25 protein-coding genes are annotated in these 23,096 nt (G+C 36.9%); 17 read left to right on the top strand and 8 right to left on the bottom strand.

What is annotated here, in order from left to right; genetic code table 11:
• Positions 1-3: 3 nt before the first annotated feature.
• From HNP36_RS18875 to HNP36_RS18860, 4 genes are all read right to left on the bottom strand, one after another.
• Positions 4-348: a cupin domain-containing protein gene (locus HNP36_RS18875; protein ID WP_184167637.1), complete on the bottom strand. Its 345-nt coding sequence runs from the start codon at positions 346-348 to the stop codon at positions 4-6.
• A gap of 134 nt (positions 349-482) precedes the next feature.
• Positions 483-1,199, bottom strand: a complete 717-nt coding sequence (locus HNP36_RS18870; protein ID WP_184167634.1) for a C40 family peptidase — start codon at positions 1,197-1,199, stop codon at positions 483-485.
• Positions 1,200-1,287: 88 nt separating this feature from the next.
• On the bottom strand, positions 1,288-1,935 hold the full coding sequence (locus tag HNP36_RS18865) for an O-methyltransferase (RefSeq protein ID WP_184167631.1): 648 nt from the start codon (positions 1,933-1,935) through the stop codon (positions 1,288-1,290).
• A 398-nt stretch (positions 1,936-2,333) separates the two neighbouring features.
• Positions 2,334-3,167 (bottom strand): OmpA family protein, encoded by an 834-nt coding sequence (locus HNP36_RS18860; protein ID WP_184167628.1) that lies wholly within the window; start codon positions 3,165-3,167, stop codon positions 2,334-2,336.
• Positions 3,168-3,257: 90 nt separating this feature from the next.
• Here HNP36_RS18860 and tilS point away from each other — a divergent pair, with 90 nt between their 5' ends.
• From tilS to HNP36_RS18835, 5 genes are all read left to right on the top strand, one after another.
• On the top strand, positions 3,258-4,583 hold the full coding sequence (gene tilS / locus HNP36_RS18855) for a tRNA lysidine(34) synthetase TilS (protein WP_184167625.1): 1,326 nt from the start codon (positions 3,258-3,260) through the stop codon (positions 4,581-4,583).
• On the top strand, positions 4,573-6,639 hold the full coding sequence (locus HNP36_RS18850) for a protein-disulfide reductase DsbD family protein (protein ID WP_184167610.1): 2,067 nt from the start codon (positions 4,573-4,575) through the stop codon (positions 6,637-6,639). The genes tilS and HNP36_RS18850 overlap by 11 nt, the downstream gene beginning before the upstream one ends.
• A gap of 265 nt (positions 6,640-6,904) precedes the next feature.
• Positions 6,905-7,423, top strand: a complete 519-nt coding sequence (locus HNP36_RS18845; protein ID WP_184167607.1) for a biopolymer transporter ExbD — start codon at positions 6,905-6,907, stop codon at positions 7,421-7,423.
• A 61-nt stretch (positions 7,424-7,484) separates the two neighbouring features.
• The gene (locus tag HNP36_RS18840; protein WP_184167692.1) at positions 7,485-8,267 is read left to right on the top strand and encodes an alpha/beta fold hydrolase; all 783 of its coding nucleotides are present in this window, start codon (positions 7,485-7,487) and stop codon (positions 8,265-8,267) included.
• A gap of 74 nt (positions 8,268-8,341) precedes the next feature.
• Positions 8,342-9,145 carry a patatin-like phospholipase family protein gene (locus HNP36_RS18835; RefSeq protein ID WP_184167604.1) on the top strand — a complete coding sequence of 268 codons (804 nt, stop codon included), beginning with the start codon at positions 8,342-8,344 and terminating at the stop codon, positions 9,143-9,145.
• A 68-nt stretch (positions 9,146-9,213) separates the two neighbouring features.
• Here HNP36_RS18835 and HNP36_RS18830 read toward each other — a convergent pair whose 3' ends face one another.
• The gene (locus HNP36_RS18830) at positions 9,214-10,218 is read right to left on the bottom strand and encodes a DHH family phosphoesterase (RefSeq protein WP_184167601.1); all 1,005 of its coding nucleotides are present in this window, start codon (positions 10,216-10,218) and stop codon (positions 9,214-9,216) included.
• A 235-nt stretch (positions 10,219-10,453) separates the two neighbouring features.
• Between HNP36_RS18830 and rpmH the strand changes: the two genes are divergently transcribed.
• Positions 10,454-10,612 carry a 50S ribosomal protein L34 gene (gene rpmH, locus HNP36_RS18825; protein WP_034701860.1) on the top strand — a complete coding sequence of 53 codons (159 nt, stop codon included), beginning with the start codon at positions 10,454-10,456 and terminating at the stop codon, positions 10,610-10,612.
• Positions 10,613-10,767: 155 nt separating this feature from the next.
• Positions 10,768-11,478: a cell division ATP-binding protein FtsE gene (locus tag HNP36_RS18820; RefSeq protein WP_184167598.1), complete on the top strand. Its 711-nt coding sequence runs from the start codon at positions 10,768-10,770 to the stop codon at positions 11,476-11,478.
• Positions 11,479-11,531: 53 nt separating this feature from the next.
• Here HNP36_RS18820 and HNP36_RS18815 read toward each other — a convergent pair whose 3' ends face one another.
• The 3 genes from HNP36_RS18815 to HNP36_RS18805 are packed head-to-tail and all read right to left on the bottom strand — an operon-like array spanning position 11,532 to position 14,267.
• Positions 11,532-12,230 (bottom strand): tRNA1(Val) (adenine(37)-N6)-methyltransferase, encoded by a 699-nt coding sequence (locus HNP36_RS18815; protein ID WP_184167595.1) that lies wholly within the window; start codon positions 12,228-12,230, stop codon positions 11,532-11,534.
• Positions 12,230-13,681 carry a sensor histidine kinase gene (locus HNP36_RS18810; protein ID WP_184167592.1) on the bottom strand — a complete coding sequence of 484 codons (1,452 nt, stop codon included), beginning with the start codon at positions 13,679-13,681 and terminating at the stop codon, positions 12,230-12,232. Before HNP36_RS18810 ends, HNP36_RS18815 begins: the two co-directional genes overlap by 1 nt.
• 1 nt (position 13,682) lies before the next feature.
• A complete protein-coding gene (locus HNP36_RS18805) occupies positions 13,683-14,267 on the bottom strand; it encodes a riboflavin synthase (protein ID WP_184167589.1) in 585 nt (194 codons plus the stop codon).
• 48 nt (positions 14,268-14,315) lie between these two features.
• Between HNP36_RS18805 and pdxA the strand changes: the two genes are divergently transcribed.
• The 10 genes from pdxA to HNP36_RS18755 all read left to right on the top strand — a co-directional run bounded on the left by pdxA (position 14,316) and on the right by HNP36_RS18755 (position 23,022).
• Positions 14,316-15,407 carry a 4-hydroxythreonine-4-phosphate dehydrogenase PdxA gene (gene pdxA, locus HNP36_RS18800; protein ID WP_184167586.1) on the top strand — a complete coding sequence of 364 codons (1,092 nt, stop codon included), beginning with the start codon at positions 14,316-14,318 and terminating at the stop codon, positions 15,405-15,407.
• 84 nt (positions 15,408-15,491) lie between these two features.
• Positions 15,492-16,022 carry a YceD family protein gene (locus tag HNP36_RS18795; protein ID WP_184167583.1) on the top strand — a complete coding sequence of 177 codons (531 nt, stop codon included), beginning with the start codon at positions 15,492-15,494 and terminating at the stop codon, positions 16,020-16,022.
• A 66-nt stretch (positions 16,023-16,088) separates the two neighbouring features.
• Entirely contained in the window at positions 16,089-16,292 is a 204-nt protein-coding gene (gene rpmF / locus HNP36_RS18790; RefSeq protein WP_007843326.1) for a 50S ribosomal protein L32, read from the top strand.
• 128 nt (positions 16,293-16,420) lie between these two features.
• Positions 16,421-16,903, top strand: coding sequence for an acetyl-CoA carboxylase biotin carboxyl carrier protein (gene accB, locus HNP36_RS18785; RefSeq protein WP_184167580.1), 483 nt, complete (start codon positions 16,421-16,423; stop codon positions 16,901-16,903).
• Between the two features lie 99 nt (positions 16,904-17,002).
• Positions 17,003-18,358, top strand: coding sequence for an acetyl-CoA carboxylase biotin carboxylase subunit (accC, locus tag HNP36_RS18780; protein ID WP_184167577.1), 1,356 nt, complete (start codon positions 17,003-17,005; stop codon positions 18,356-18,358).
• A gap of 327 nt (positions 18,359-18,685) precedes the next feature.
• Positions 18,686-19,093: a type VI secretion system tube protein TssD gene (tssD, locus tag HNP36_RS18775; RefSeq protein ID WP_184167574.1), complete on the top strand. Its 408-nt coding sequence runs from the start codon at positions 18,686-18,688 to the stop codon at positions 19,091-19,093.
• Between the two features lie 332 nt (positions 19,094-19,425).
• The gene (locus HNP36_RS18770) at positions 19,426-19,977 is read left to right on the top strand and encodes a YdcF family protein (protein WP_184167572.1); all 552 of its coding nucleotides are present in this window, start codon (positions 19,426-19,428) and stop codon (positions 19,975-19,977) included.
• Positions 19,978-20,290: 313 nt separating this feature from the next.
• Positions 20,291-21,538, top strand: a complete 1,248-nt coding sequence (gene rocD / locus HNP36_RS18765; RefSeq protein WP_184167570.1) for an ornithine--oxo-acid transaminase — start codon at positions 20,291-20,293, stop codon at positions 21,536-21,538.
• Positions 21,538-22,293 (top strand): glycosyltransferase family 2 protein, encoded by a 756-nt coding sequence (locus HNP36_RS18760; protein ID WP_184167568.1) that lies wholly within the window; start codon positions 21,538-21,540, stop codon positions 22,291-22,293. Before rocD ends, HNP36_RS18760 begins: the two co-directional genes overlap by 1 nt.
• 369 nt (positions 22,294-22,662) lie before the next feature.
• Positions 22,663-23,022, top strand: coding sequence for a polysaccharide deacetylase family protein (locus tag HNP36_RS18755; protein WP_184167566.1), 360 nt, complete (start codon positions 22,663-22,665; stop codon positions 23,020-23,022).
• Positions 23,023-23,096: the final 74 nt, after the last annotated feature.

Here is a 23,096-nt window from a genome sequence, read left to right as displayed (position 1 = left end):
TAATTATTTTTCAATTTCGGTTCGGTCGTTATTGGTGGATGGGCTGGAAATAACAAGGAATTCCAGATCATCCTGAGATTCATTGGAAATAAAATGTTCCAACTCCGGCTGGATGGAAATACTTTCTCCTGTTCTCACTAAAAATTTCTCATTATTAACATATAAAACAGCTTCACCTTTCAGAATATAAAAAACCTGTTCTGCCCTTGCGTGAAAATGCATTTTTTCAGCAGTTCCTGCGGGCATTTTTTCCTGTTTTACGGAAAGGTTTTGCGAATTGTTCAGAACCCAGCTGTCACAACCGTTTCCCCAAGTATAATGTTCTGAATTATTTTTAGATTGTATCATTTGAATAAGCCTGCTAAAACAAAAACGATGATTAAAGTTCCGATAACTGATAAAATAACCGTAGACAGATGTACTTTTGGTTTCACATTTTCATCAAAGGAATACCGGGAGTAAAATCCGTCCCATTTGTGAAACTAAAGTACGTTTTTAATCACTCTCAGTTTATGGGTATGTTTATTCATTTCTTTGTTAAAGATCCCGGTAGAATCAAGGGTATCTATTCTCACTTTTCCTGAAGCGTGAATGATTCTCTGATTGTCGAGCATAATTCCTACGTGAATGATTCTGCCTTCAGGATTTTCAAAGAAAGCTAAATCGCCGGGCTGGCTTTCCTCAACAAAAGTCAAAGGCTCTCCTACTTCTGCCTGCTGATAAGTATCTCTCGGTAATTTAATATCATGAATTTTATAAACAAGCTGCGTAAAACCTGAGCAGTCTATAGCAAAAAAGCTTTTACCACCCCATAAATAAGGTACATTAAGGAATTCTTTTGCCGTTAAAGCTATACTTTCACGAAGATCATGACTTCTTCTTGAAGCCACAACAGGAAATTCCACCTCGGAACCCATGGATAAAAGGATTTTTCCGTCATTCATCAGTACTGAGGAAAAATCTTCAGTAACTACGGTAACTTTTCTTTCAGCCAGTTCTTCGTCTGTTACAGGCTTCAGCTGTTTGGTATCCATCCATCCTTCATATCCGTCATAATGCATTTTTATCCTGGTCCAGTTTTTATTTACCTCCAGAATATCAGCGCTTTCTCCAAACAGTATTTCCGTAACAATTTCCGCCTTATCAGAATTTTCTGCGCGAACGGGTGCTACTGTAACATTGCAAATTCCTTTATCCATTCGTTAAAATTAAAAGATTGAATAATTTAATGATTAAAAAATTACAGCCTGTAAAAATCTTTACTGTTTTTAATCTTTAAATATTTTATTACTTCCTGCGAAGGAAGTTTACTCCATCCCGCAAAGGTAAAATAAGATTTTCAAAATCATCGTCTTTTGCGATCAAATCATTCAGTTCTTTAATAACCTGTGTAGATTTCTGTTTAGGATTTTCTTCCAGCACTTTTCCGTACCATAAAACATTATCAAACATAACTACCGACCCTGATTTTGTTCTGGGCTTGATAAGTCTGAAATATTCTGCATAATTTTCTTTATCAGCATCTATAAAGACCAGATCAAAAATTTCATCAGTCTCTCTTAAGAATTCTTTAGCATCCTGAAGCTTAAAATCAATCTGTGCTGCATATTCACTCTCTTCAAAATATTTTTTCGGCAGGTAAGCAAGATCTTCATTCACATCCAGAGTTGTAATTCGTCCGTTTTTAGCCAGTCCTGTTGTGAGGCAAAGTGTGGCATATCCTGTAAAAGTCCCAATTTCCAGTATGTTTTCAGGCTGTATCATCTGGGAAATAATGGTTAAAAGCCTTCCCTGCTGATATCCTGATATCATATGCGGCTGTGTGGTTTTCTGATAGGTCTCTCTTCTCAGTTTTTTCAGAATTTCAGGTTCCGAGGAAGCATGTGTTTCCAGATACCTGTCCATTTCCGGATTTTTTTCTTCAAAAAAGCTCATACTGCAATTATTTACGTTATTCAAAGGTACTTAAATATAAGGAAAAATTATTTATCCATACCTATTTTCCGGAAAAACTCCCGGAAAAACACTGTAGAAAATACCGTAAAAATACGGATGTTTTTTCCGGAATCATAGTTATACATTTGCATAAGAACAAGGGGTAAAAACACTAAAGAAAAAAGAAAATGAATGCAGGGGGAAAACTAATTAACACAGAGAATCAGAAGACCGCAGGGCCGAAAGGCAAGGCGGATTCTTCGTCCAAAAAAACTAAAGCAGAAATATCCAACTCATTTTTTCATCGGATTATTTCATTATTGAAAAAAGAAGAATTAATTTGAGTAAAAAAATAAATCCCGAATGACTTCGGGATTTATTTTTATCTGTATGTTCAGTTATTTCTTAGGAGTAATATCCATTAACTTCATGAATTCATCAAGCTTCGGCATAATGATGATTTCCGTTCTCCTGTTTTCTGCTCTTCCCGAAACACTCATGTTGGTTGCTTTAGGATTGTATTCAGAACGTCCTCCTGCGGTAATTCTTGCAGGATCCACTCCAAATTGAGTCTGAAGTACCTTAGCAATAGCCGTACCTCTCAATGCAGAAAGATCCCAGTTATCTCTTGGCAGATTAGGAGAGCTTAAAGGAGCATTATCTGTATTACCTTCAATCAGTACAGAGTATTTATCATAATCATTAATTACTTTAGCTACTTTCCCTAAAACTTCCTGAGCAGCAGGCAATATATTGTAATCACCTGTTTTATATAACATTTTGTCTGAAAGTGAGATCATTACCACTCCTTTCAATACTTTCACCTGTACATCATCGTCAGCTACATTATCAAGAGATCTTTTAAGCTTGTTAGACAGCGCAAGATTCAAACTGTCATTTTTAGCATTACTTGAGATCAGCTGTTTGATATATGAGTTTGAAGCATTGATCTCTCCAACCAGTTTATCAATATTAGCAGAGCTTTTTCCTGTATTTGCAAGGCACGCATCCAAAGATGATTTTAAAGCATCGTGCTGGCTTTTTAAAAGATTATTTTCACCTGACAATGCAGAGTTCTGAGATTTTAAATCCTGGATCTCTCTTTGTCTTTCCCCGATATTTTCAATACATTGCTTATAGTTTGAACTTAATGCATCATACTGCTTTTTACTGACACAAGAAGTCAGCCCCAACGCCATTGCAGCAATTCCTAAAATTTTAATAATCTTCATATGTAATCATTTTTAGACGAATCAAAGTTAGGAAAATTGAATTGAATTTTATGGATTATCTTTGCATAAAAGAAATCTTCAGCATACCTCTTGGAAAAATTCAGTTTTAAAAATCAGCTTGAAAAGCTTGTCAGGAATCCGGAAAATCACAGCTATCTTCTGGCTGTAAGTGGTGGTGCCGATTCAATGGTTCTGGCCTCTCTTTTTCAGTGTTTAGGGTTTACCTACCAGGTGGCGCACATCAATTACAGACTCAGAGGTGAAGATTCCGATCTGGATCAGAAGACGGTTCAGGATTTTTGTGAGAAAAATCATGTTCCGTTTCATCTTTACCAGGTTTCGGAAAAAGATAAAAAGCCTGAAAACTCTATCCAGCTTTGGGCAAGGGAAATCCGTTACAGTTTTTTCAGAGAAATCCGGGAGCAGGAAAACCTTGAATTTCTTGTTACCGCCCATCATCTGAATGACCAGCTGGAGACCTTCATCATCAATCTTTCCAAAGCTTCCGGGATCAATGGACTGAGTGGAATTCCGGCAGACAGGAACAATGTACTGCGTCCGCTTTTACATTTTTCAAAAAAAGAAATTTACGAATACGCTGAAGAAAACGGGATTCATTTCAGGGAAGATCTCTCCAACAAAAAAAATGATTATTTAAGAAATAAAATCAGGAACGAAATAGTTCCCGGCCTCTTAGAAACAAACGAGCATTTCCTTGAAAATTTTAAAAAGAGTTCTTCTTATTTAAATCAAACCAGAGATTTTGTAGAAAAACAGATCGCAGAGATTGAAAACAAGATTACTTTATTTAACCCGGAGCATAAAATCTTATCAAAAGACAAACTGAGCAAGGAAAGTGCTTTTGTACAGTTTGAAATTTTAAAGAAATACGGGTTCGATCAGGAAGAGGAAATTCCCAAAATCTTCAGTTCGGAAAACGGCAGTTCTTTTTTTTCAAAAGATTACCAGCTCATAATCAACCGTGATGAGTTAATTTTCATCAATAAAGATAAAAAACAGGAAACCGTACATGAAATTCTTCTGGCTGAGAATTTTGATTTCTCTAAAAACCAGATGAGCATCAGCCTTGAAAATACGATTGAAAATATTGAAGGAATCAATAACAGTTTTGAATGGTATTTTGATGCCGCGAAACTTCAGTTCCCACTGCGATTAAGAAAACAGCAGGATGGTGACGAGTTTTATCCGGCAGGATTTTCAGGGAAAAAGAAAGTTTCCAAGTTTTTTAGGGACGAAAAATTATCTATTTTAGCGAGGCCAAAAATCTGGATCCTGTGCGACAGCAACAATTCTGTACTCGGAATTATACCTTTCAGACAGGACAGGCGATATGCAAATGATGAGAAAACGCAACGTATTCTCAAAATTTTAATGAAAAGAAAAAATGAAATTTAGAAACTGGTTTTTAGTAGTATTGCTGTTTTTAGCAGCAGGAATTAATGCACAGATCAAGAATCCTGTAAAGTTTAAGTTTACGGTCAATGATCTGGGAAATAACCAATATGAAGCTGTTTTAAATGCTACGATGGAGAGCGGCTGGCATATTTACTCCAAAGACCTTCCTGAAGATACGGGAATTCCTACTGAATATAAAGTTTCGGGGAAAAATATTGAGCTGATCGGAAAGTTTACCGAAGTGGGTAAGAAACATGAAGAATTTTCGGAGGCTTTTGGAGGGACAATTGTTTTTTATTCCAATTCAGCCGGTTTTAAACAGAAATTCAAATTAAAAGATCCTACGAAGCCCGCAGATGTTATCTCTGAAATAACCTATCAAACCTGTGACGACAGAGTTTGTCTTGCCCCGAACACCCTGGAATTCAACCAGAAAGTAACACCAAAAGGAGCTACTGAAGAAGCAACACAAGAAAAAACCGAAGCCCCAAAAGACTCAGTAAAAGATGTAGAAACCATTGTGGCTGATCCTGTAAAAGGAGAAGTGAAAGTTGCAGAAGCTTCAAAACTGGATCCTAAACAGTTAAAAATAGCAACCATTGATTTCCAGAAACCTTTAACGGATTGCGGAACAGCAACGGAAAAAGTAGGTGAAAACTACTGGACTTATTTATTCTTAGGATTCATAGGAGGTTTGATCGCCTTACTGACACCATGTGTTTTCCCTATGATCCCCCTAACGGTTTCTTTCTTTACAAAAGGAACAAAAAACAAAGCAAAAGGCAAAAGAGATGCATTGATCTATGGATTTTTCATTCTTCTGATCTTTGTGCTATTAAGTCTTCCTTTCCATTTAATTGATGGAATTGCCGGGAATATTTTCAATGAAATTTCTACAAGCGTATGGCTTAATATTGCCTTCTTTATCATATTCATCTTCTTCGCAGGAAGTTTCTTCGGATATTATGATATCACATTACCCAGCTCTATTGCCAACAAATCTTCAAAAGCGGAAGAAGCAGGTGGAATTATCGGTATTTTCTTCATGGCATTAACCTTGGTTATTGTTTCTTTTTCATGTACCGGACCTATCCTGGGAAGTTTGCTTGGAAGTGCTGTTACAGGATCTGCAAACGTTTCAATGCTGCTTACATTTGCATTGGCTGGATTCGGGTTGGCATGGGCTATCGTTTTCGGATTGCTGGCTTTATTCCCGCAGGCTTTACAAAGTCTTCCGAAATCCGGAGGGTGGATGAATACTGTAAAAGTGGTTCTTGGGTTTGTAGAACTGGCTTTAGCACTTAAATTCCTGTCTAAGGCAGATTTGGTGTCTAAAACATTCTTATTAAAAAGAGAACTCTTCATTGCGATATGGATTGTAATTGCATTAGGACTGGCACTTTACCTCTTCGGGTTAATAAGATTTCCGCATGATGATAAAAAACCGAAAATTTCCGTTACAAGAAAGATTTTGGGAGTTTTAGGAATAGGCTTTGTGATCTACCTGATCCAGGGATTAATGCCTTCCGAACGACCAAAACTTCAGCTGTTAAGCGGAATCCTGCCTCCATTGAATGTAAGTTATTTCCATGATGAAAAAGACGGAATTCTGGGTATGCATCCTGAACATGATTTCTTTAAAGCTATTGAGCTTGCCAAAAAGGAAAACAAACCTATTTTGATCGACTTTACCGGTTACGGCTGTGAGAACTGCCGTAAAATGGAGGAATTTGTATGGAGCGAGCCGGACATTCTTCCTATTTTACAGAATGATGTGGTATTGGCATCCCTATATGTAGATGATAAGGAAGAACTTCCTGAAGATCAGAAAACAAAAATAGATCTTGGGGACGGACAGGTAAAAAAAGTAAAAACAATTGGTGATAGATGGAGTTTATTCCAGCAGGTGAATTTTAACAACAATTCCCAACCACACTACGTTCTGGTAACACCAGACGGAAAAGTAATAAATACTCCGGTATCCGGATATATGCCGAAAGAAGATTTCAGGAAATTTTTGGAATGCGGTGTTAATTATTACAAAACAACAAAGTAAGATTTACTAAACATAGCAAAGCCTTATCATTTATTCTGATAAGGCTTTTTTATACATTCATCAGAAAACAATAATCTATCTTAAAAAATCACAAAACCTTATGAATATAAAGCTTCATAAGGTTTTTTTATGCCATACATTTTATAAATTTCAAATTTCATTGTCATTTATCAATTTTGGGTATAAACTTTGTATAGATTCCTCAAAATAAGTATCAACACTTTACTTTTTACCAAAAACCGTTTAACATTTAAAAATATTAATTATGGCTGAAGTAATTGCACAAGAAAAACAGGGAGGAAGCAAACAACGAAAAAAATTAATAAGAGTTGATATGACTCCGATGGTAGACTTAGGATTTTTATTAATCACATTCTTTATGTTTACTACCAATTTTACAAAACCTAATGTAATGGATCTGGGACTTCCCGGAAAAGGCAATCCGCCTTCCGGACCTGTGGTTGATCAAAAAAATCAGGTTACATTTATCCTTGGAAAAGACAACAGGGTATTTTACCACCAGAGCAATGAAAAGGATCTGAATACAGGAAATCTGAAAGAAACAGATTTCAGCGGGGTGAAAATTTCCAAAATCATTTCTGATGCTTATAGAAATGCACCAATACCTGAAAACTTTACTGTTATTGTAAAACCGACAGATGAAGCCAATTATAAGAACTTTGTAGACATCCTGGACAATATCGCGATCTCTAAAAAAGAAAGATACGGCATTACAGATATAAAACCCTGGGAAAAGAAGGTTTATACCGAATTAACCAAGTAATATGAAAGAGCATTTTTACAATGCTCTTTTTTTATTTAAATTTGAAGAAACATCTGAGATTATGCTGAACTTTGAAAGAAAAGGAAACGGAAAAGAAACTTTAGTACTGCTTCACGGCTTTATGGAAAATCTTTCTATCTGGAGTGATATGGAACCTCATCTTTCCGATCATTTTTCACTGCTGAAAATAGATCTTCCCGGTCATGGGCAATCCGATATCTTAGCAGAGGTTCACACGATGGAATTGATGGCTGATGAAGTGAAAAAAGTTTTAGACTATGAAAATCTGACTAAAATACACCTTTTAGGTCACTCAATGGGAGGCTACACCTCACTGGCTTTTGCGGAAAAATACCCGGAAGCCCTTAAAAGTCTTACCCTATTCTTTTCCACTTACTTCCCTGACGATGAGGAGAAAAAACAGCAACGGATCAAAAGTTACAGGATTATCAAAGATGCTTTTGCCCATTACGCCCGGGCCGGAGTTCCGAATCTGTTCAACCCCAATGAAAGAGATATCCTGGAAGGAAAAATTGAAACGGCACTGGAAACAGCTCTTTCTACCAATAATATGGGCGCTCTTGCCTGTGTAAAAGGTATGGTGGAAAGAACGGATAAAAAACATATCATGGAAAACCTGGAAGCTAAAATTTTAGTATTGGCAGGAAAACACGACAATGCCGTAAAAACAGATACCATGATCAAACATCTTCCGGACAGAACCAATATAAAATCTTATATTCTGGATTGCGGGCACAACGGACACTGGGAAAAACCGGGGATCTGTGCCGAGATTATCAACACTGAGCTTCTTCACAACTTACCCAAAAAATTAGTCCTGTAAACCATACGGCAGTCATCATCTTATTCGATGCATGTCAAAAATTCTTGTATCTTAGTGGAGATTAATAGTTTTCAATGGGTTTATTCTCGTTCAAAAAAAAGACACCACCAGTTATCGGCCTTACACTTTCCGGCGGAGGTATGCGCGGGATTGCCCATATCGCAGTACTGAAAGCACTTGAAGAATACAATCTGAAACCCCATATCATTTCAGGAACCAGCGCCGGCTCTATTGTAGGAGCCTTCTATTCCTTTGGAAAATCGCCGGACGAGATGATGGACATTGTAAAGTACACTACATTTTTCTCAAGGTCTTATCTGAAGCTTTCCAAAAATGGTATTTTCAGCTCCAATTTCATCTTAAAACTTTTTAATGATCATTTTCCTGAGAATGATTTTAAGATTCTGAAAATCCCTGTTTACGTTACAGCTACAGAAATGACCCATGGAATTGTAGATTTCTTTTCGGAAGGCGAGCTTTTCGGTCCACTTCTGGCCTCATCAAGTGTCCCTTTTGTTTTACCTCCTGTAAGAATAGGTGAGAAAATATATGTTGACGGAGGAGTTTTAGACAACCTTCCTATAGAACCTATTATTGACAAATGTGATTTTCTAATTGCATCCCATGTTAACTCAATAAGCTACGATGAACTGAAAAAGATGAGCCTGATGAAGGAATTCGACAGGATTCTCCATTTAGCAATTGCAAAATCGGTTTATTCCAAAGTTAAATCCTGTGATATTTTTCTGGACCCTCCCAAAATGACGAAATTCAGCTTATTCAGCAAGAAAAATCTCGACGTTATGTTTCAGGAAGTATATGAGTATACCTGTGAAGAACTCGAAAGTAAAGGATATACCAAGGGTTTGAGTGTATGAGGGTCTTAGGGCTTGAGCGTATCCGGGTTTAAAATACTACGTTTTGTGTTCCCAATCTTTCCTGTTGCTTATAATTCCTCTTCCTCCAGTCTTTTCTTAAAGGTTTCGATAGTATCATACAGAGATTCATTGGATTTTCCACCCGCTGCATTAATATGCCCGCCACCGCTAAAATATTTTCTGGAAAACTGGTTTACATCCACATCATCCTTACTTCTGAAAGAGATCTTAATAAAATCATCATATAAGTCTTCCATAAAGAAAGCCGCCATTTTTACTCCCGCAATACTTAGTCCGTAATTTACAAAACCTTCCGTATCACCTTTCTGGAATCCAAATTCTTTCAGCTCGTTTCTTGTAAGAGACAGCACAGCTACCTTACCGTCGTTTACCACTTCTATCCTTCCAAGCACAAGAGCAAGAAGATGAAGACGGGAAACAGTATTGGTATCCCAGGTATTTGAAGTAATCACAGACGGATCAGCTCCTTTTTCTATTAAATTGGCAATAATTCTGTGGGTTGTTGCACTTGTGGAGCGGAAGCGGAAGCCTCCTGTATCCGTCATGATTCCGGTATAAAGACATTCTGCCATATTCTGATTAACCAGCTTCTCATCATTCATTTCTTCTATAAAATGATAAATCATCTGTGAAGTGGCAGGAATTACCGTATCTGAATATACAAAATCAAATTTTTCAGGCTGCTGGTGATGATCGATAAGAATTTTCTTAGCCCTGGATTTGATCAGCCATTCCCCCAGCAATCCTATTCTTGAAGGAGAATTAAAATCAAGGCAGAAGATCACATCTGCTCCGCTGATCAGATCAAATGCATATTTTCTTTTGTATTCTCCAATAATCACCTTTTTGGATTCCGGCATCCATTTCAGAAATTTCGGAAAATCATTCGGAACAATTACTTCAGCCGGAATTCCTTTTGCCGCCAGGTAATGTTTCAAACCCAGGCTGGAACCTATAGCATCCCCGTCCGGATTATAGTGGGTAAGGATTACTATTTTGTTTTCAGGCGTAAGTAATGTATTGATATCTAAAAGTTCTGCTGGTGTAAACATCTTGTGTTTATTTTTCTTTAAATTTGAGTTTCCAAAGATAGAGCTTTTAAATAAATCATCTGCATATTATTTATTTACACAAAATTTGGTTTCCAGGGAGACTTTGTTCATATCGGGATCAAAAGCATTTCAAATAATTTCTAAAAAAAGATACGTAAAGTTTGTAATTTTTAAAAATTTATATATCTTTGCAACCTGAAAATTAATAGATTAATTACGATTTAAATATATAGTAATGAGTAAAAGAACATTCCAGCCATCAGAGAGAAAGAAAAGAAACAAACACGGTTTCAGAGAAAGAATGTCTACGCCAAATGGAAGAAGAGTTTTGGCAGCAAGAAGAGCTAAAGGCAGAAAGAGTTTAACTGTTAGTGCAGCACGCGCTAAGAGATAATATCTCGAATTATCATATACAAATTATGCTTGAAAAGTAGCTTTTCAGGCATTTTTTGTTGTTAAAATTTCCTAAAGTTTAAGGTTTTTAAGCTTCTTTTTTCTATTTTTAAGATCTGAAAAAATATTTTAGAAATAGCCCCATAAAATTGAATTATGCCGCATACAAATATCTCCGGAGATAATATTATAAGCTTACAGCACGCAAAAATTGCGCAAAAAAATTTCACTGTACTTTCTGATGTTAATCTTAATATCAAAAAAGGCAGGTTCTGCTACCTTATCGGGAAGACAGGTTCCGGAAAAAGTTCTCTTCTGAAAACGCTTTACGGACATATTCCTTTAGCATCAGGACATGGAGCCGTAGTAGGTTTTGAACTTGCCAAGCTTAAACCTTCTGATATTCCTAACCTGAGAAGAAAACTGGGAATTGTATTCCAGGACTTCCAGCTTCTTTCCGACAGAACGGTTGAGAAAAACCTAAAATTCGTTCTTGAAGCAACAGGATGGAAAGATAAGGTGAAAATGGAAGACCGTATCAATGAAGTTTTGGGAAGCGTGAACATGAAAAGCAAAAAGCACAAAATGCCGCACGAACTTTCCGGAGGAGAGCAGCAGCGTATCGCTATTGCAAGAGCCCTACTGAACCATCCTGACCTCATCCTTGCTGATGAGCCTACAGGAAACCTTGACCCGGAAACATCCAACGAAATCATGACCCTTCTGAAGCAGGTAGCCCTTGAAAACGGAGCTGCAGTAGTAATGGCAACGCATGATTACCATATGATCCAGAACTTCCCGGGAGAAGCAATCAGATGTGAGGACGGAAAAGTTTCCGTGCTGGATACTGCAGAATTATTTGAATAAAAATTAAATGATTCAAGGATTAAAAGATTAAAAAATTCAGAGCTTTTTAATCCTTATTTTTTAAAGACATGAAACTCTTTTGTGAGTTCAAGATATTGGTCCGAGTATTGTCTCGGACTTTTTTCTATCACAAAATCAAACACTTCAATCTCTTTTTCTGTAAAGGAAAATTCAAGAACTAATCTTTTCGTTTTTGAATATTCAATACCTTTGATATCAATCTTACGGTTTAAAAACAACCGGTTTTTCAAAGCTGTTTCAACAAACCCACTTCCCGCTTCAGCAGGAATAATAACAGACAATATTCCCTGATCAGACAGCAGTCTTACGGAAGCTTCAATAAGTTGCTTGAAATTCAATTCTACAGTTTGGCGAGCCAATTTATCCTTATCCGAATCAGATTCTTCAAAATAAGGGGGATTTGAGACAATCAGATCAAATTTTCTTCCTGCTTCAAAAGTTTTAAGGTCCTGATGAATATTTTTCAGCCTTGAATGAAAAGGAGAATGTTCAAAATTGGTTTTGGTGAGCAATGCTGCATCTTCATTGATATCAAGTCCAAGAAAGCATGCATCCGGGTTTCTTTGGGCAAGCATCAAAGAGATCAGCCCTGTTCCCGTTCCGACTTCCAGAACTTCCGAAGCATTATTTTCCACATCAGCTAAAGCACCGAGCAACACCCCATCCGTTCCTACACGGAAGACATTTTTTGACTGCTGAATTTCAAAATGTTTAAATCTGAAAGGCTTCACTATAAATTTGTAGGTAATGTAATGGTAAATGTAGACCCCTTCCCTACTTCTGATTTCACAGCGATCTCTCCTTTGTAATCTTCGATCATCTTTCTTACCATGGAAAGCCCGAGTCCCATACCACTGTTTTTAGAGGTAAAATTAGGTTCAAAGATTCTTTCATACATATTTTCAGGAATCCCGATTCCGTTGTCCTGTACGGAAATCATTACCCTTCTCTGATGCTGTTCCACATCTACATTAATGATCAGCCTACGTTCATCACTTTGCGCCTGTTTTGCATTGGTCACGAGATTGGTAATGATCCTGGAAAGGTAGATCCTGTCCATATTGATCATAATATTCGCTTTATTGGAATGCATGAAGATACTGTCATCATTGAAGACACGCAGAATATCCTCCACTTCTGTATTCAGATTAATGACCTCATTATTTTTTTCAGGAAGTTTTGCAAATTCTGAGAAAGCAGATGCTACTGTAGCAATCAGGTCGATCTGGTCTACCATCGTTTTGCTCATCAGCTTTACCCTTTCCCTGATATTCGGATCTTCCGGATCAAATTTTCTCTCAAAATTCTGAATGGTCAGTTTCATTGGGGTAAGAGGATTCTTCACCTCATGGGCTACCTGTTTTGCCATTTCTCTCCAGGCTTCTTCCGAGGCTTTGAAACGCAGCCTTTCCTTCTGGTCCTGAATCTGTAGGATCATCCTGTTATAAGCTCTTGCCAATGCATTAAGCTCATCATTTTTATAATATCTGATTGGACGCATTTCATTTTCAAATAATGTAATACGGGTAATCATATCAGAGAATTTGGTGATATTTTTTGCCAGACTGTTGGAAGTTACCCAGCTTATCCAGACACTGAACAGAATCAGGAAAATATCTACTAAAAGGATGTATTTTATGTATTGATGAAGAACATCAAGATATGCAGATTCATTATGATACAAAGGAATATATACAATTCCTATAGGCTCAAGCTCATTATTCTTTAAAAGGAGATAAGACGAGGTACGGCCTGCATCTTTCGTTTTGTCGTAGCCTTTAATATCTACCCTGGAATCTGTGGAGAGAATTTTATTAACAATATTAATCGGGATTGTTTTCTGGTCAATAAGGCTTTCATTATTGGAAAGAAGGTAATTTCCCTTCAGATCGTAGATGACAATATCATGCTGGTTGATATCTGCTATCTCGAAGATCTTGTTTCCCAGAACCTGGGGCAGGTCTTTTGTTTCAACAAGAGTCCGGCTTACTGCATAATCCAGATATCTCATCACCGCGTTGGTTTTCTCCTGCATGTCAATATTGCTCTGCTGCAGGGAATTATTCCTTAATACAAAATAGGGAACCAGCGATGTAGCCACAACACTTAAAAAACATACAAGCAGAAACCCGAAAAACACCCGGTTCCTTAAACTGTATCCTTTGTATTTATTTATTGGCATCCTATTTTTTAATTAACCTAGCAATATACTTACCAATGATGTCAAATTCTAAATTAACTTTATCTCCGATTTTCAGATGCTGCATATTCGTAAATTCCCAGGTATACGGGATAATGGCTACAGAAAACTGCGTATCTTCACTTTTTGCCACAGTAAGGCTTATACCGTTCACCGTAATAGAACCTTGCGGAACCGTTACAAAATTACCGTTGTCTTCGTATCTGATAGTAATAAAAAAGCTTCCGTCTTTATTTTCAATTCCTGTTACTTCACCTGTCTTGTCAACATGGCCCTGCACAATATGTCCGTCTAATCTTCCATCCATCTTCATGCATCTTTCAAGATTTATCACAGTACCTGTCTCCCATTTTCCAAGATTGGTCTTTTCCAGGGTTTCGTTGATTGCCGTTACCACATATTGATCTCCTTTAATTTCAACAACTGTAAGGCAGCACCCGTTATGGGCAAGACTTTGGTCTATTTTCAGCTCATTCGTAAAAGGGCATGTTAATGTGAAATCTATGTTGCTTCCTTTTTCTTCAATCTTTTCAATAACGCCAACTGCTTCAATAATTCCTGTGAACATATTATTTTTTGCTAAATTTGTAAATTATAATCTTCAAAGATAATCAAAATGAGCCCAAAAAACCATAAAGTGCGAGTAGGAATTTCAATAGGTGATTTTAACGGTATTGGTCCGGAGATCATCATGAAGTCCCTGAGTGATAAAACCATTACGGATTTTTTCACTCCGGTGATTTTTGGCTCGGGAAAGTTATTTACCTTTCAGAAAAATATTTTCAAGCTGAATCTGAATTTCAACTACGTCAATGAAGCATCACAGGCTCAGGCAGGAAAACTCAATATGGTGAACCTTACCAAGGAAAATGTGAACGTAGAATTGGGAGTTCCCACAGAAGAATCTACCAAAATGGCCATTGATTCCCTTGAACTGGCTACGGAAGCCCTGATGAAAGGGGACATTGATGTTCTTGTTACCGCACCTATCAATAAGGATGAAATGGTAAAGATGGGCTTTAAACATGCCGGACATACTGGGTATTTTGAAGAAAAATTCAGTAAAAAAGGGCTTATGTTCCTGGTTACGGAAGACCTGAAAGTAGCTGTTTCTACCCACCACATTCCAATTGCCAGTGTTGCAGAAAACATTTCCAAAGAAAAAATAAAAAAACAGATCAGAGCTTTAAACCAAACGCTGATCGAAGATTTCTGTGTACAGAAGCCGAAGATTGCAGTGCTGGGATTAAACCCTCATGCAGGAGATGGCGGAGTGATCGGAAAGGAAGAAATCGAGATCATAGAACCAGCCATAAAAGAGCTTTCAGACAATGGAATTCTGGCTTTCGGGCCTTATCCCGCAGACAGTTTCTTCCAGCCGGGCAAATACAGGAATTTTGACGCTGTGTTAGCAATGTACCATGATCAGGGCCTGGCTCCGTTCAAAACACTGGCTTATGAAGAAGGAGTAAATTATACAGCCGGACTTCCATTTATCAGAACCTCCCCGGACCATGGAGTGGCATATGATATTGCGGGGAAAAACATAGCTGATGCGCAGAGTTTTACTGAAGCCATCTTCACGGCTATCAAGATTTTCAGGAACAGAACCGAATATAACGATCTGATGACCAACAGGATGCAGCCTAGAAAAATGGCTGTTGACAACGGAGTGGATGAAGATCTGCCTGATGAACCCGAAATATAATTATTAAAAACAAATTTTAAATTAATTTGTTATGTATTTTATTTGTAATTATAAAAAATTTGCATATTTTTGCACACTCATTTTATGGACAAGTTAAGAAACTATGACGTAAGCTTTTCCGGACTCAAAAACGGGAAGCACGTGTTCAAATTTGAGATAGATAATGCGTTCTTTCAATTATTTGACACTGAACAGGAATTTACAAATCCTAAAATAACAGCAGATGTTTTTCTTGAAAAGCATACTACTTTTTTAGAATTTGAGATCAAAATACACGGAACTGTGGAACTTATTTGTGATATCACAAATGATGAATTCAACTATCCTGTGGAACATGAGATTAAGATTTTGATCAATTTTGGTGAGGAATATGATGACAGTAATGAAGAGGTTATTACTATACCGGCCTCAGATCATGCATTCAACGTAGCTCAGCTGATTTATGAAAATGTACAGCTTTCCATACCAATGAAAAAAATTTCACCGAATGTAACCGATGAAGATCTGGAAATCCTGAACAGGTTCAGTCCAAAAGATATTGAAGAGTCCGAAGAAGAGGAACATGAGAGCGATCCGAGATGGGACGCCTTAAGAAAATTAAAAGACAATAATTAAATAAAATAATTTAAATATGATGAGATGATGAATCTCATCGCTCATCAATTAAAAAAGTTATTCAAAATGGCACATCCTAAGAGAAGACAGTCGTCCACAAGAAGAGATAAGAGAAGAACTCATTATAAAGCAGTAGTTCCTCAATTAGCTAAAGATGCAACAACTGGTGAACTTCACCTTTACCACAGAGCTCACTGGCATGAAGGAAAACTTTATTACAGAGGTAAAGTAGTATTGGAAAAAGAAGTAGCAACTACAGAAGAAAACTAAGAGTCGCTTTTTCGCTGAAAAAGCCTCATTTTAATACAAAAACCGCTCAATTTAGATAAAATTAGGCGGTTTTTTGTTGTTTTTTATGTTTTTTTGGTATCTTTGGGTCAAAATCAAATATCAAATTTATGGACATTAAAGACATACAAAATCTTATTAAGTTTGTATCTAAGGCTGAAGTTTCAGAAGTAAAATACAAAACTAAAGATTTCGAAATCACTATTAAAACTCCATTAGCCGGTAGCGATGCGGTATATGCACAGCCAGCAGTTTACCACACAGCTCCTCAGGCAGCTGCTCCCGCTCCTGTAGCAGCAGTTCCGGCAGCAGCACCAGTTGAAAAAGCTGAAGCAGCATCTGATGACAGCAAATATGTGGCTATCAAATCTCCAATGATCGGTACTTTTTACAGAAAACCGTCTCCGGATAAGGACGTATTCGTAAACGTGGGCGATGAAATTACTGCAGGAAAAGTAGTTTGCGTAATCGAAGCAATGAAGTTATTCAACCAGATTGATTCTGAGATCAGCGGAAAAATCGTGAAGATCCTGGTAGATGATGCTACTCCGGTAGAATATGACCAGCCTTTATTCTTAGTAGATCCATCTTAATTCAGAAGTTAGATGTTAGACATTAGATGTTAGACTTAATTCTGCATTCAAAATAACATTATCTAATTTTCAAATTATCTAATTTTCAAATTAAAAAAGATGTTCAAAAAAATATTAATAGCCAATCGTGGCGAAATTGCAATGCGTATCTTACGTACCTGCAAAGAAATGGGTATCAAAACCGTTGCAGTATACTCTACTGCGGACAAAGACAGTCTTCACGTAAGATTTGCTGATGAAGCGGTTTGTATAGGCCCTGCGATGAGCAAAGACTCATATCTTAAAATTCCTAATATTATTGCAGCAGCAGAAATTACCAATGCTGATGCTATTCATCCGGGTTACGGATTCCTTTCTGAAAATGCTAATTTCTCAGGAATCTGCCAGAAAAACAACATCAAATTTATTGGTGCTTCTCCCGAGCAGATTGAAAAAATGGGTGATAAAGCCAATGCCAAAGCAACGATGAAAGCTGCAGGAGTACCATGTGTACCAGGTTCTGACGGTCTGATCGAATCTTATGAGCATGCTGTAAAAGTAGCAGAAGAAACAGGATATCCTGTTATGATCAAAGCTACTGCAGGTGGTGGTGGAAAAGGGATGAGAGCTGTATGGAAAGCTGAAGACCTTAAAGATCACTGGGAATCTGCAATTCAGGAAGCTGTAGCCGCCTTCGGAAACGGAGGAATGTACATGGAAAAATTGATTGAAGAGCCAAGACATATCGAAATTCAGGTTGCTGGCGACCAGTACGGAAAAGCATGTCACCTTTCTGAAAGAGACTGTTCTGTACAGAGAAGAAACCAAAAACTGACTGAAGAAACTCCTTCTCCGTTCATGACTGATGAACTTCGTGAGAAAATGGGTGAAGCGGCTGTAAAAGCGGCTGAATTTATTGGATATGAAGGGGTAGGAACTATTGAATTCCTTGTAGACAAGCACAGAAATTTCTATTTCATGGAAATGAACACAAGAATCCAGGTAGAGCATCCTATTACTGAGCAGGTAATTGATTATGACCTGATCAGAGAACAGATTCTTCTTGCTGCGGGAACTCCTATTTCAGGAATCAATTACTACCCGAAATTACACTCAATTGAGTGCAGAATCAATGCTGAAGATCCTTATGCAGACTTCAGACCGTCTCCGGGAAAAATCACAGGATTAAATATCCCAGGCGGACACGGAATCAGAGTGGATACTCACGTATATTCCGGATACACCATTCCTTCCAACTATGATTCAATGATCGCAAAACTTATCACTACGGCTCAAACCCGTGATGAGGCTATTGCCAAAATGAGACGTGCTTTGGAAGAATTCTATATTGAAGGAGTAAAAACAACGATTCCTTTCCACAGACAACTGATGGATAATGAAGATTATCTGGCAGGAAACTACACAACAAAATTCATGGAGGATTTTGTAATGGACAGAAAATATGATAATCACTAAGATTATTGGTATATACATTTTAAACTGCCTCATTCCGGGGCAGTTTTTTTATGTTCAGATTTTTGAGGCTTTTATCTTTTCAAAAAGTAGAACTAATTTCCCGGAAACCCTTTCAAACTCTCTGCCCAACAGGAGTTAATAAATCTTTAATATTAAATTCATAAACCACTGATTACTAACAAATAAAAAAACCTAACACTTGTTAGTAGAAGAATTACGACACTTTTTCAAATTTCCTTAAAAAATTTTCCTGATTGTATAATTACTTCTATTTTTGGTGATATAAACAACAAATCACAAAATATTAACAATTAAAATTTACTAATCATGGCAGAAAGAAATTCAAGAGGAATTCTAAAATTCAACGGCGGTGAAGGACAGAAGTTATTAAAGCTTAACTACAGTGTATCCCGTACTACAGATGTATCAGGAAGAGTAGCATCAGATCCTTCCAATGCATTGATCAAAATCACAGTAGAGGCAACTGAAAAATCAGACATTCTGGAAAGTCTTCTTAACGGAAAATACAAACCTACAACCGGAGAGGTTACCTTCAACAAGTCTCACGAAGAAGGAACACTTACTACTTTGAAATGGGAAAACGGATACGTAATTCAGCACGAAGTAGACTTTGATGCAGTAGATGAAAACAGCATGTACATCAGCTTCATTGTAAGCGCTGAGCTTATCGATCTGGGTACTTCTTCTTATAGAGCGGAATGGCCTACATCTTAAAAGTAATTCCTACCTCAAGAAAAAAACAGCAGACAGAATGGTAAACCGTAAGGAATACCGTTCTGTCTTTTTTGATTCTAATAGTGTCTTGGTTAATTTCTACAAAAAATACGAAGATGATATAAGATTTATATTATCCGATTTTTAAAGCAGCATCCTGCCAGAAAAAATGAGTCTAAGGAGAAAATGTACAGATAAATACAGAAAGGAATTATTATTGCTTCAATACAAAAAAATAATATCATGGCAGGCGAAGATATCACGGAAACTCAAGAACGAAAAAGCATTAACAGCGGAAAACAGGTAAAAATGCAATAACGGCAAACAAATCTATGTTGAAAAATATTTTTAAATACATTTTTATTGCAGGAATGGTATGGTTTGTCATCCATTCAATTTATATAACGGCAGATGGGTTAATCAATACTCAACAAAATGCTGATTTGGCAGTTGTGCTTGGCAATAAAGTTAATGAAGACGGAACCCTGTCTCCCAGATTGAAAGCCAGATTAGATGAGACAATCAAACTCTATAGAAAAAAACAGGTAAAAGAAATATTGGTAAGCGGCGGCCTGGGTAAAGAAGGATATTGGGAAGGAAGTGAGATGAAGAAATACCTGATTGAAAATAAAATTCCTTCTGACAAAATTATTACAGACAATCATGGTGATACTACTGAAAAAACTGTTATTAATTCAGTAAGAATTGCAGACAGCTTAAAGTATAAAAGTATCATTTCAGTCTCTCAATACTATCATCAGACCCGTATTAAAAAATTGTTCAGAAAGCATCACTTTAACAATATAACCAGCTCCAGCCCTGAGTACTTTGAAATTAGGGATCTGTATTCAATTTTCAGAGAATTTTTTGCCTATTATTTATAATACACAAACCTGATACTGCCATAGACAAAAAATAATGGAAAAAATTCAGCATACTATTGTCTATAAATCGGAGGCAAAAGAAAACACATTGAAACAGCAATCATCTTTTCAGATAATAAAGGAAAAACAATAAAAAAACTCAAAATCATCTTCGAAAGATATAAAACCTGTCACAGCTAATTCACAAAAGAAATATTTTCTGATGCAGCACTTACAAACCTTAAAATATACTTTAATTACTGCTATATACTGCATTATGTTTTTGTTCATGCATCTCATTAATAATGCTTAAATTTGTCGAAAACCGAAACATATGTCAACAGCAGCAACAGCAAAAAACTCACAGTATTTTATTGACCTTGAAGACAAACATGGAGCACACAACTATCACCCTCTTCCGGTAGTTCTTGACCGCGGAGAAGGCGTTTTTGTATGGGATGTTGAAGGCAAAAAATATTATGATTTCCTTTCCGCTTATTCTGCTGTAAACCAGGGGCACTCCCATCCTAAAATTGTAGCGGCACTGGTAGAGCAGGCCCAAAAGCTTGCCCTTACATCAAGAGCATTTTACAACTCAAAACTGGGCGAATACGAACAGAAAATCACTTCCCTTTTCGGATTCGATAAGGTTCTTCCTATGAATTCCGGAGCTGAAGCTGTAGAAACTGCCGTAAAACTGGCCAGAAAATGGAGCTATGAAGTAAAAGGAATTTCTGAAAATGCAGCTAAAATTATCGTTTGTGAAAATAATTTCCACGGAAGAACAACTACTATAGTTTCTTTCTCAAATGATCCCGATGCAAACCAGAACTATGGCCCTTTTACACCCGGATTTATAAAAATTCCATACAATGATATTACAGCACTGGAAGAAGTGCTCAACAGAGAAGCCGCAAATATTGCAGCTTTTCTGGTGGAACCTATTCAGGGAGAGGCCGGAGTGTATGTTCCGGATGAAGGCTTCCTGAAAAATGCTTCTGAACTATGTAAAAAACATAACGTATTGTTCATTGCAGATGAAGTTCAGACCGGCATCGCAAGAACAGGGCAGCTCATCGCATGTCACCACGAAAATGTGCAGCCGGACATCCTGATCCTAGGGAAAGCCCTTTCAGGAGGTATGTATCCTGTATCTGCGGTATTAGCCAATAATCATATTATGAATGTGATTAAGCCGGGGCAGCATGGTTCCACATTCGGAGGAAATCCTATTGCCTGCGCAGTGGCAGTAGCCGCTTTAGATGTGGTTGCCGATGAAAAATTGTCTGAAAGAGCAGAACATCTGGGTCAGCTTTTCAGAGCTGAAATTGAAAAAATTATTGAAAAAAATAATCTGATTACCAAAGTAAGAGGAAAAGGTCTTTTAAATGCTATTTTAATTAATGACACACCAGACAGCTCTACAGCATGGAATTTATGTCTGCAGTTAAAAGAAAACGGTCTGCTGGCAAAACCTACCCACGGAAATATCATTAGATTGGCACCACCTTTGGTTATTACAGAAGAGCAGCTTTTAGACTGCGTAAAAATCATTGAAAAAACTATCACAGAATTTCATTAATGAAGTTATCAGTCTGTTATATTGTTTTTAATGGAGAAAGGATCATTGAGAAAAGCATCAGGAGTATCCATGAGATAGCTGATGAAATTATTGTCGTTGATTCCTTTTCCACAGACAAAACCGAAGAAATTTGTACCGGGTTTCCGAAGGTAAAATTTATCCGAAAAAAATTCTACGGCTTCGGCTGTCAGAAGAACTATACCCTGTCCGAAGCTTCAGGAGAATGGATATTGTTTTTAGATTCCGATGAAGTTCCGGATGCAGAGGCCGTAAATGCCATTAAAGAAATCCTACAAAATCCCAGTCCCCCTTATAATGTTTATGAAATCCACTTCAACAATATTTTGCTGAAGAAAACCATTAAATATGGTGGCTGGGGCAACGTATGGAGAGAAAGATTCTTTAAAAAAGGGCATGGGAAATACACTGATGATCTGGTGCATGAGTGTTTTATAACACAGGATAAAAAAGGGAAACTGCCGGGAAATATTGATCATTATACCTACAAAAGCATTGCCCATCACATTGAAAAAATCAATAATTATACACAGTTGATGGCAGAAAAAAAGATCTCTAACGGAAAAACAGTATCCATTTTCAAGATTATTTTCTCCCCTTTCTTCGATTTTATGAAAACTTATTTCTTCAAGCTAGGTTTTCTGGATGGTATGGCCGGATTTTATATATCTGTTACCGGAGCATTTTACACATTCCTGAAATACATAAAGATCAACGAAATTCTTAAGTTCAAATAACACCTTAAGATCTTAAAATAAAAACAGCCGGACAAACATCAACTTTTTGTGCCGGCTGTTTTCGTTTTCTTTTCATTTTAATTCCATTTGGTTATAAATAGTCCGTTCGTTTCTGTTTGTATTTTCGCTGCTATTATCCGGATTTCTTTATCTAGATTTATAATCCATTGTTCAGCTGTTTTTATTAGTTTTTTAATTTTTTTTTTAAGCTGGCACACCTGATATTTAGTTAATTTTGAAAATTGTAACAGATGTCTTTTTATGTAGACTCATAGCAATAAATCAGTCAATAAGTAAAAACAATAGAATTATATAAACCGTAAGTAGCTTTTATAGTATAAACGTACGGATTGCAAAATTCAGATAACCATGCTCAAATTTGTTAAAAGGATGCTTGGCCTTTCAAAAACAGAAAGCATCCGTATTCTCATGTATCACAAAATTCTGCCGGAGAAAGAAATCACCAGTAGGGATTTGCTCACCGTATCCGCAGAAAACCTGGAAGAACACCTCAGGTATATTAAAAATAATTATAATACTATATTTTTCAATGACCTGAAGCCCGGCTGTCAGTTGAAACATAAACTCATTCTTACGTTTGATGACGGTTACCTCAACAATCTTCAGTATTTGGTTCCTTTGCTTGAAAAATATAAGCTGCAGGCCACCATCTTCATTCCAACGGAGCTTATCCAGAAATGTGAGGCTTATAATACTCCCCATCCTTAGGACAGTATTTAACAAAATTTAAGATATTTTTTTTCAATTTTTGGGCTAAAATTGTTAATAACTTTTTGGCCCTT

Source organism: Chryseobacterium shigense (genome assembly GCF_014207845.1).
GTDB lineage: Bacteria > Bacteroidota > Bacteroidia > Flavobacteriales > Weeksellaceae > Chryseobacterium > Chryseobacterium shigense_A.
The sequence above is the reverse complement of the archived record's forward strand: the minus strand, read 5'-3'. Positions and strand labels throughout refer to the sequence as shown.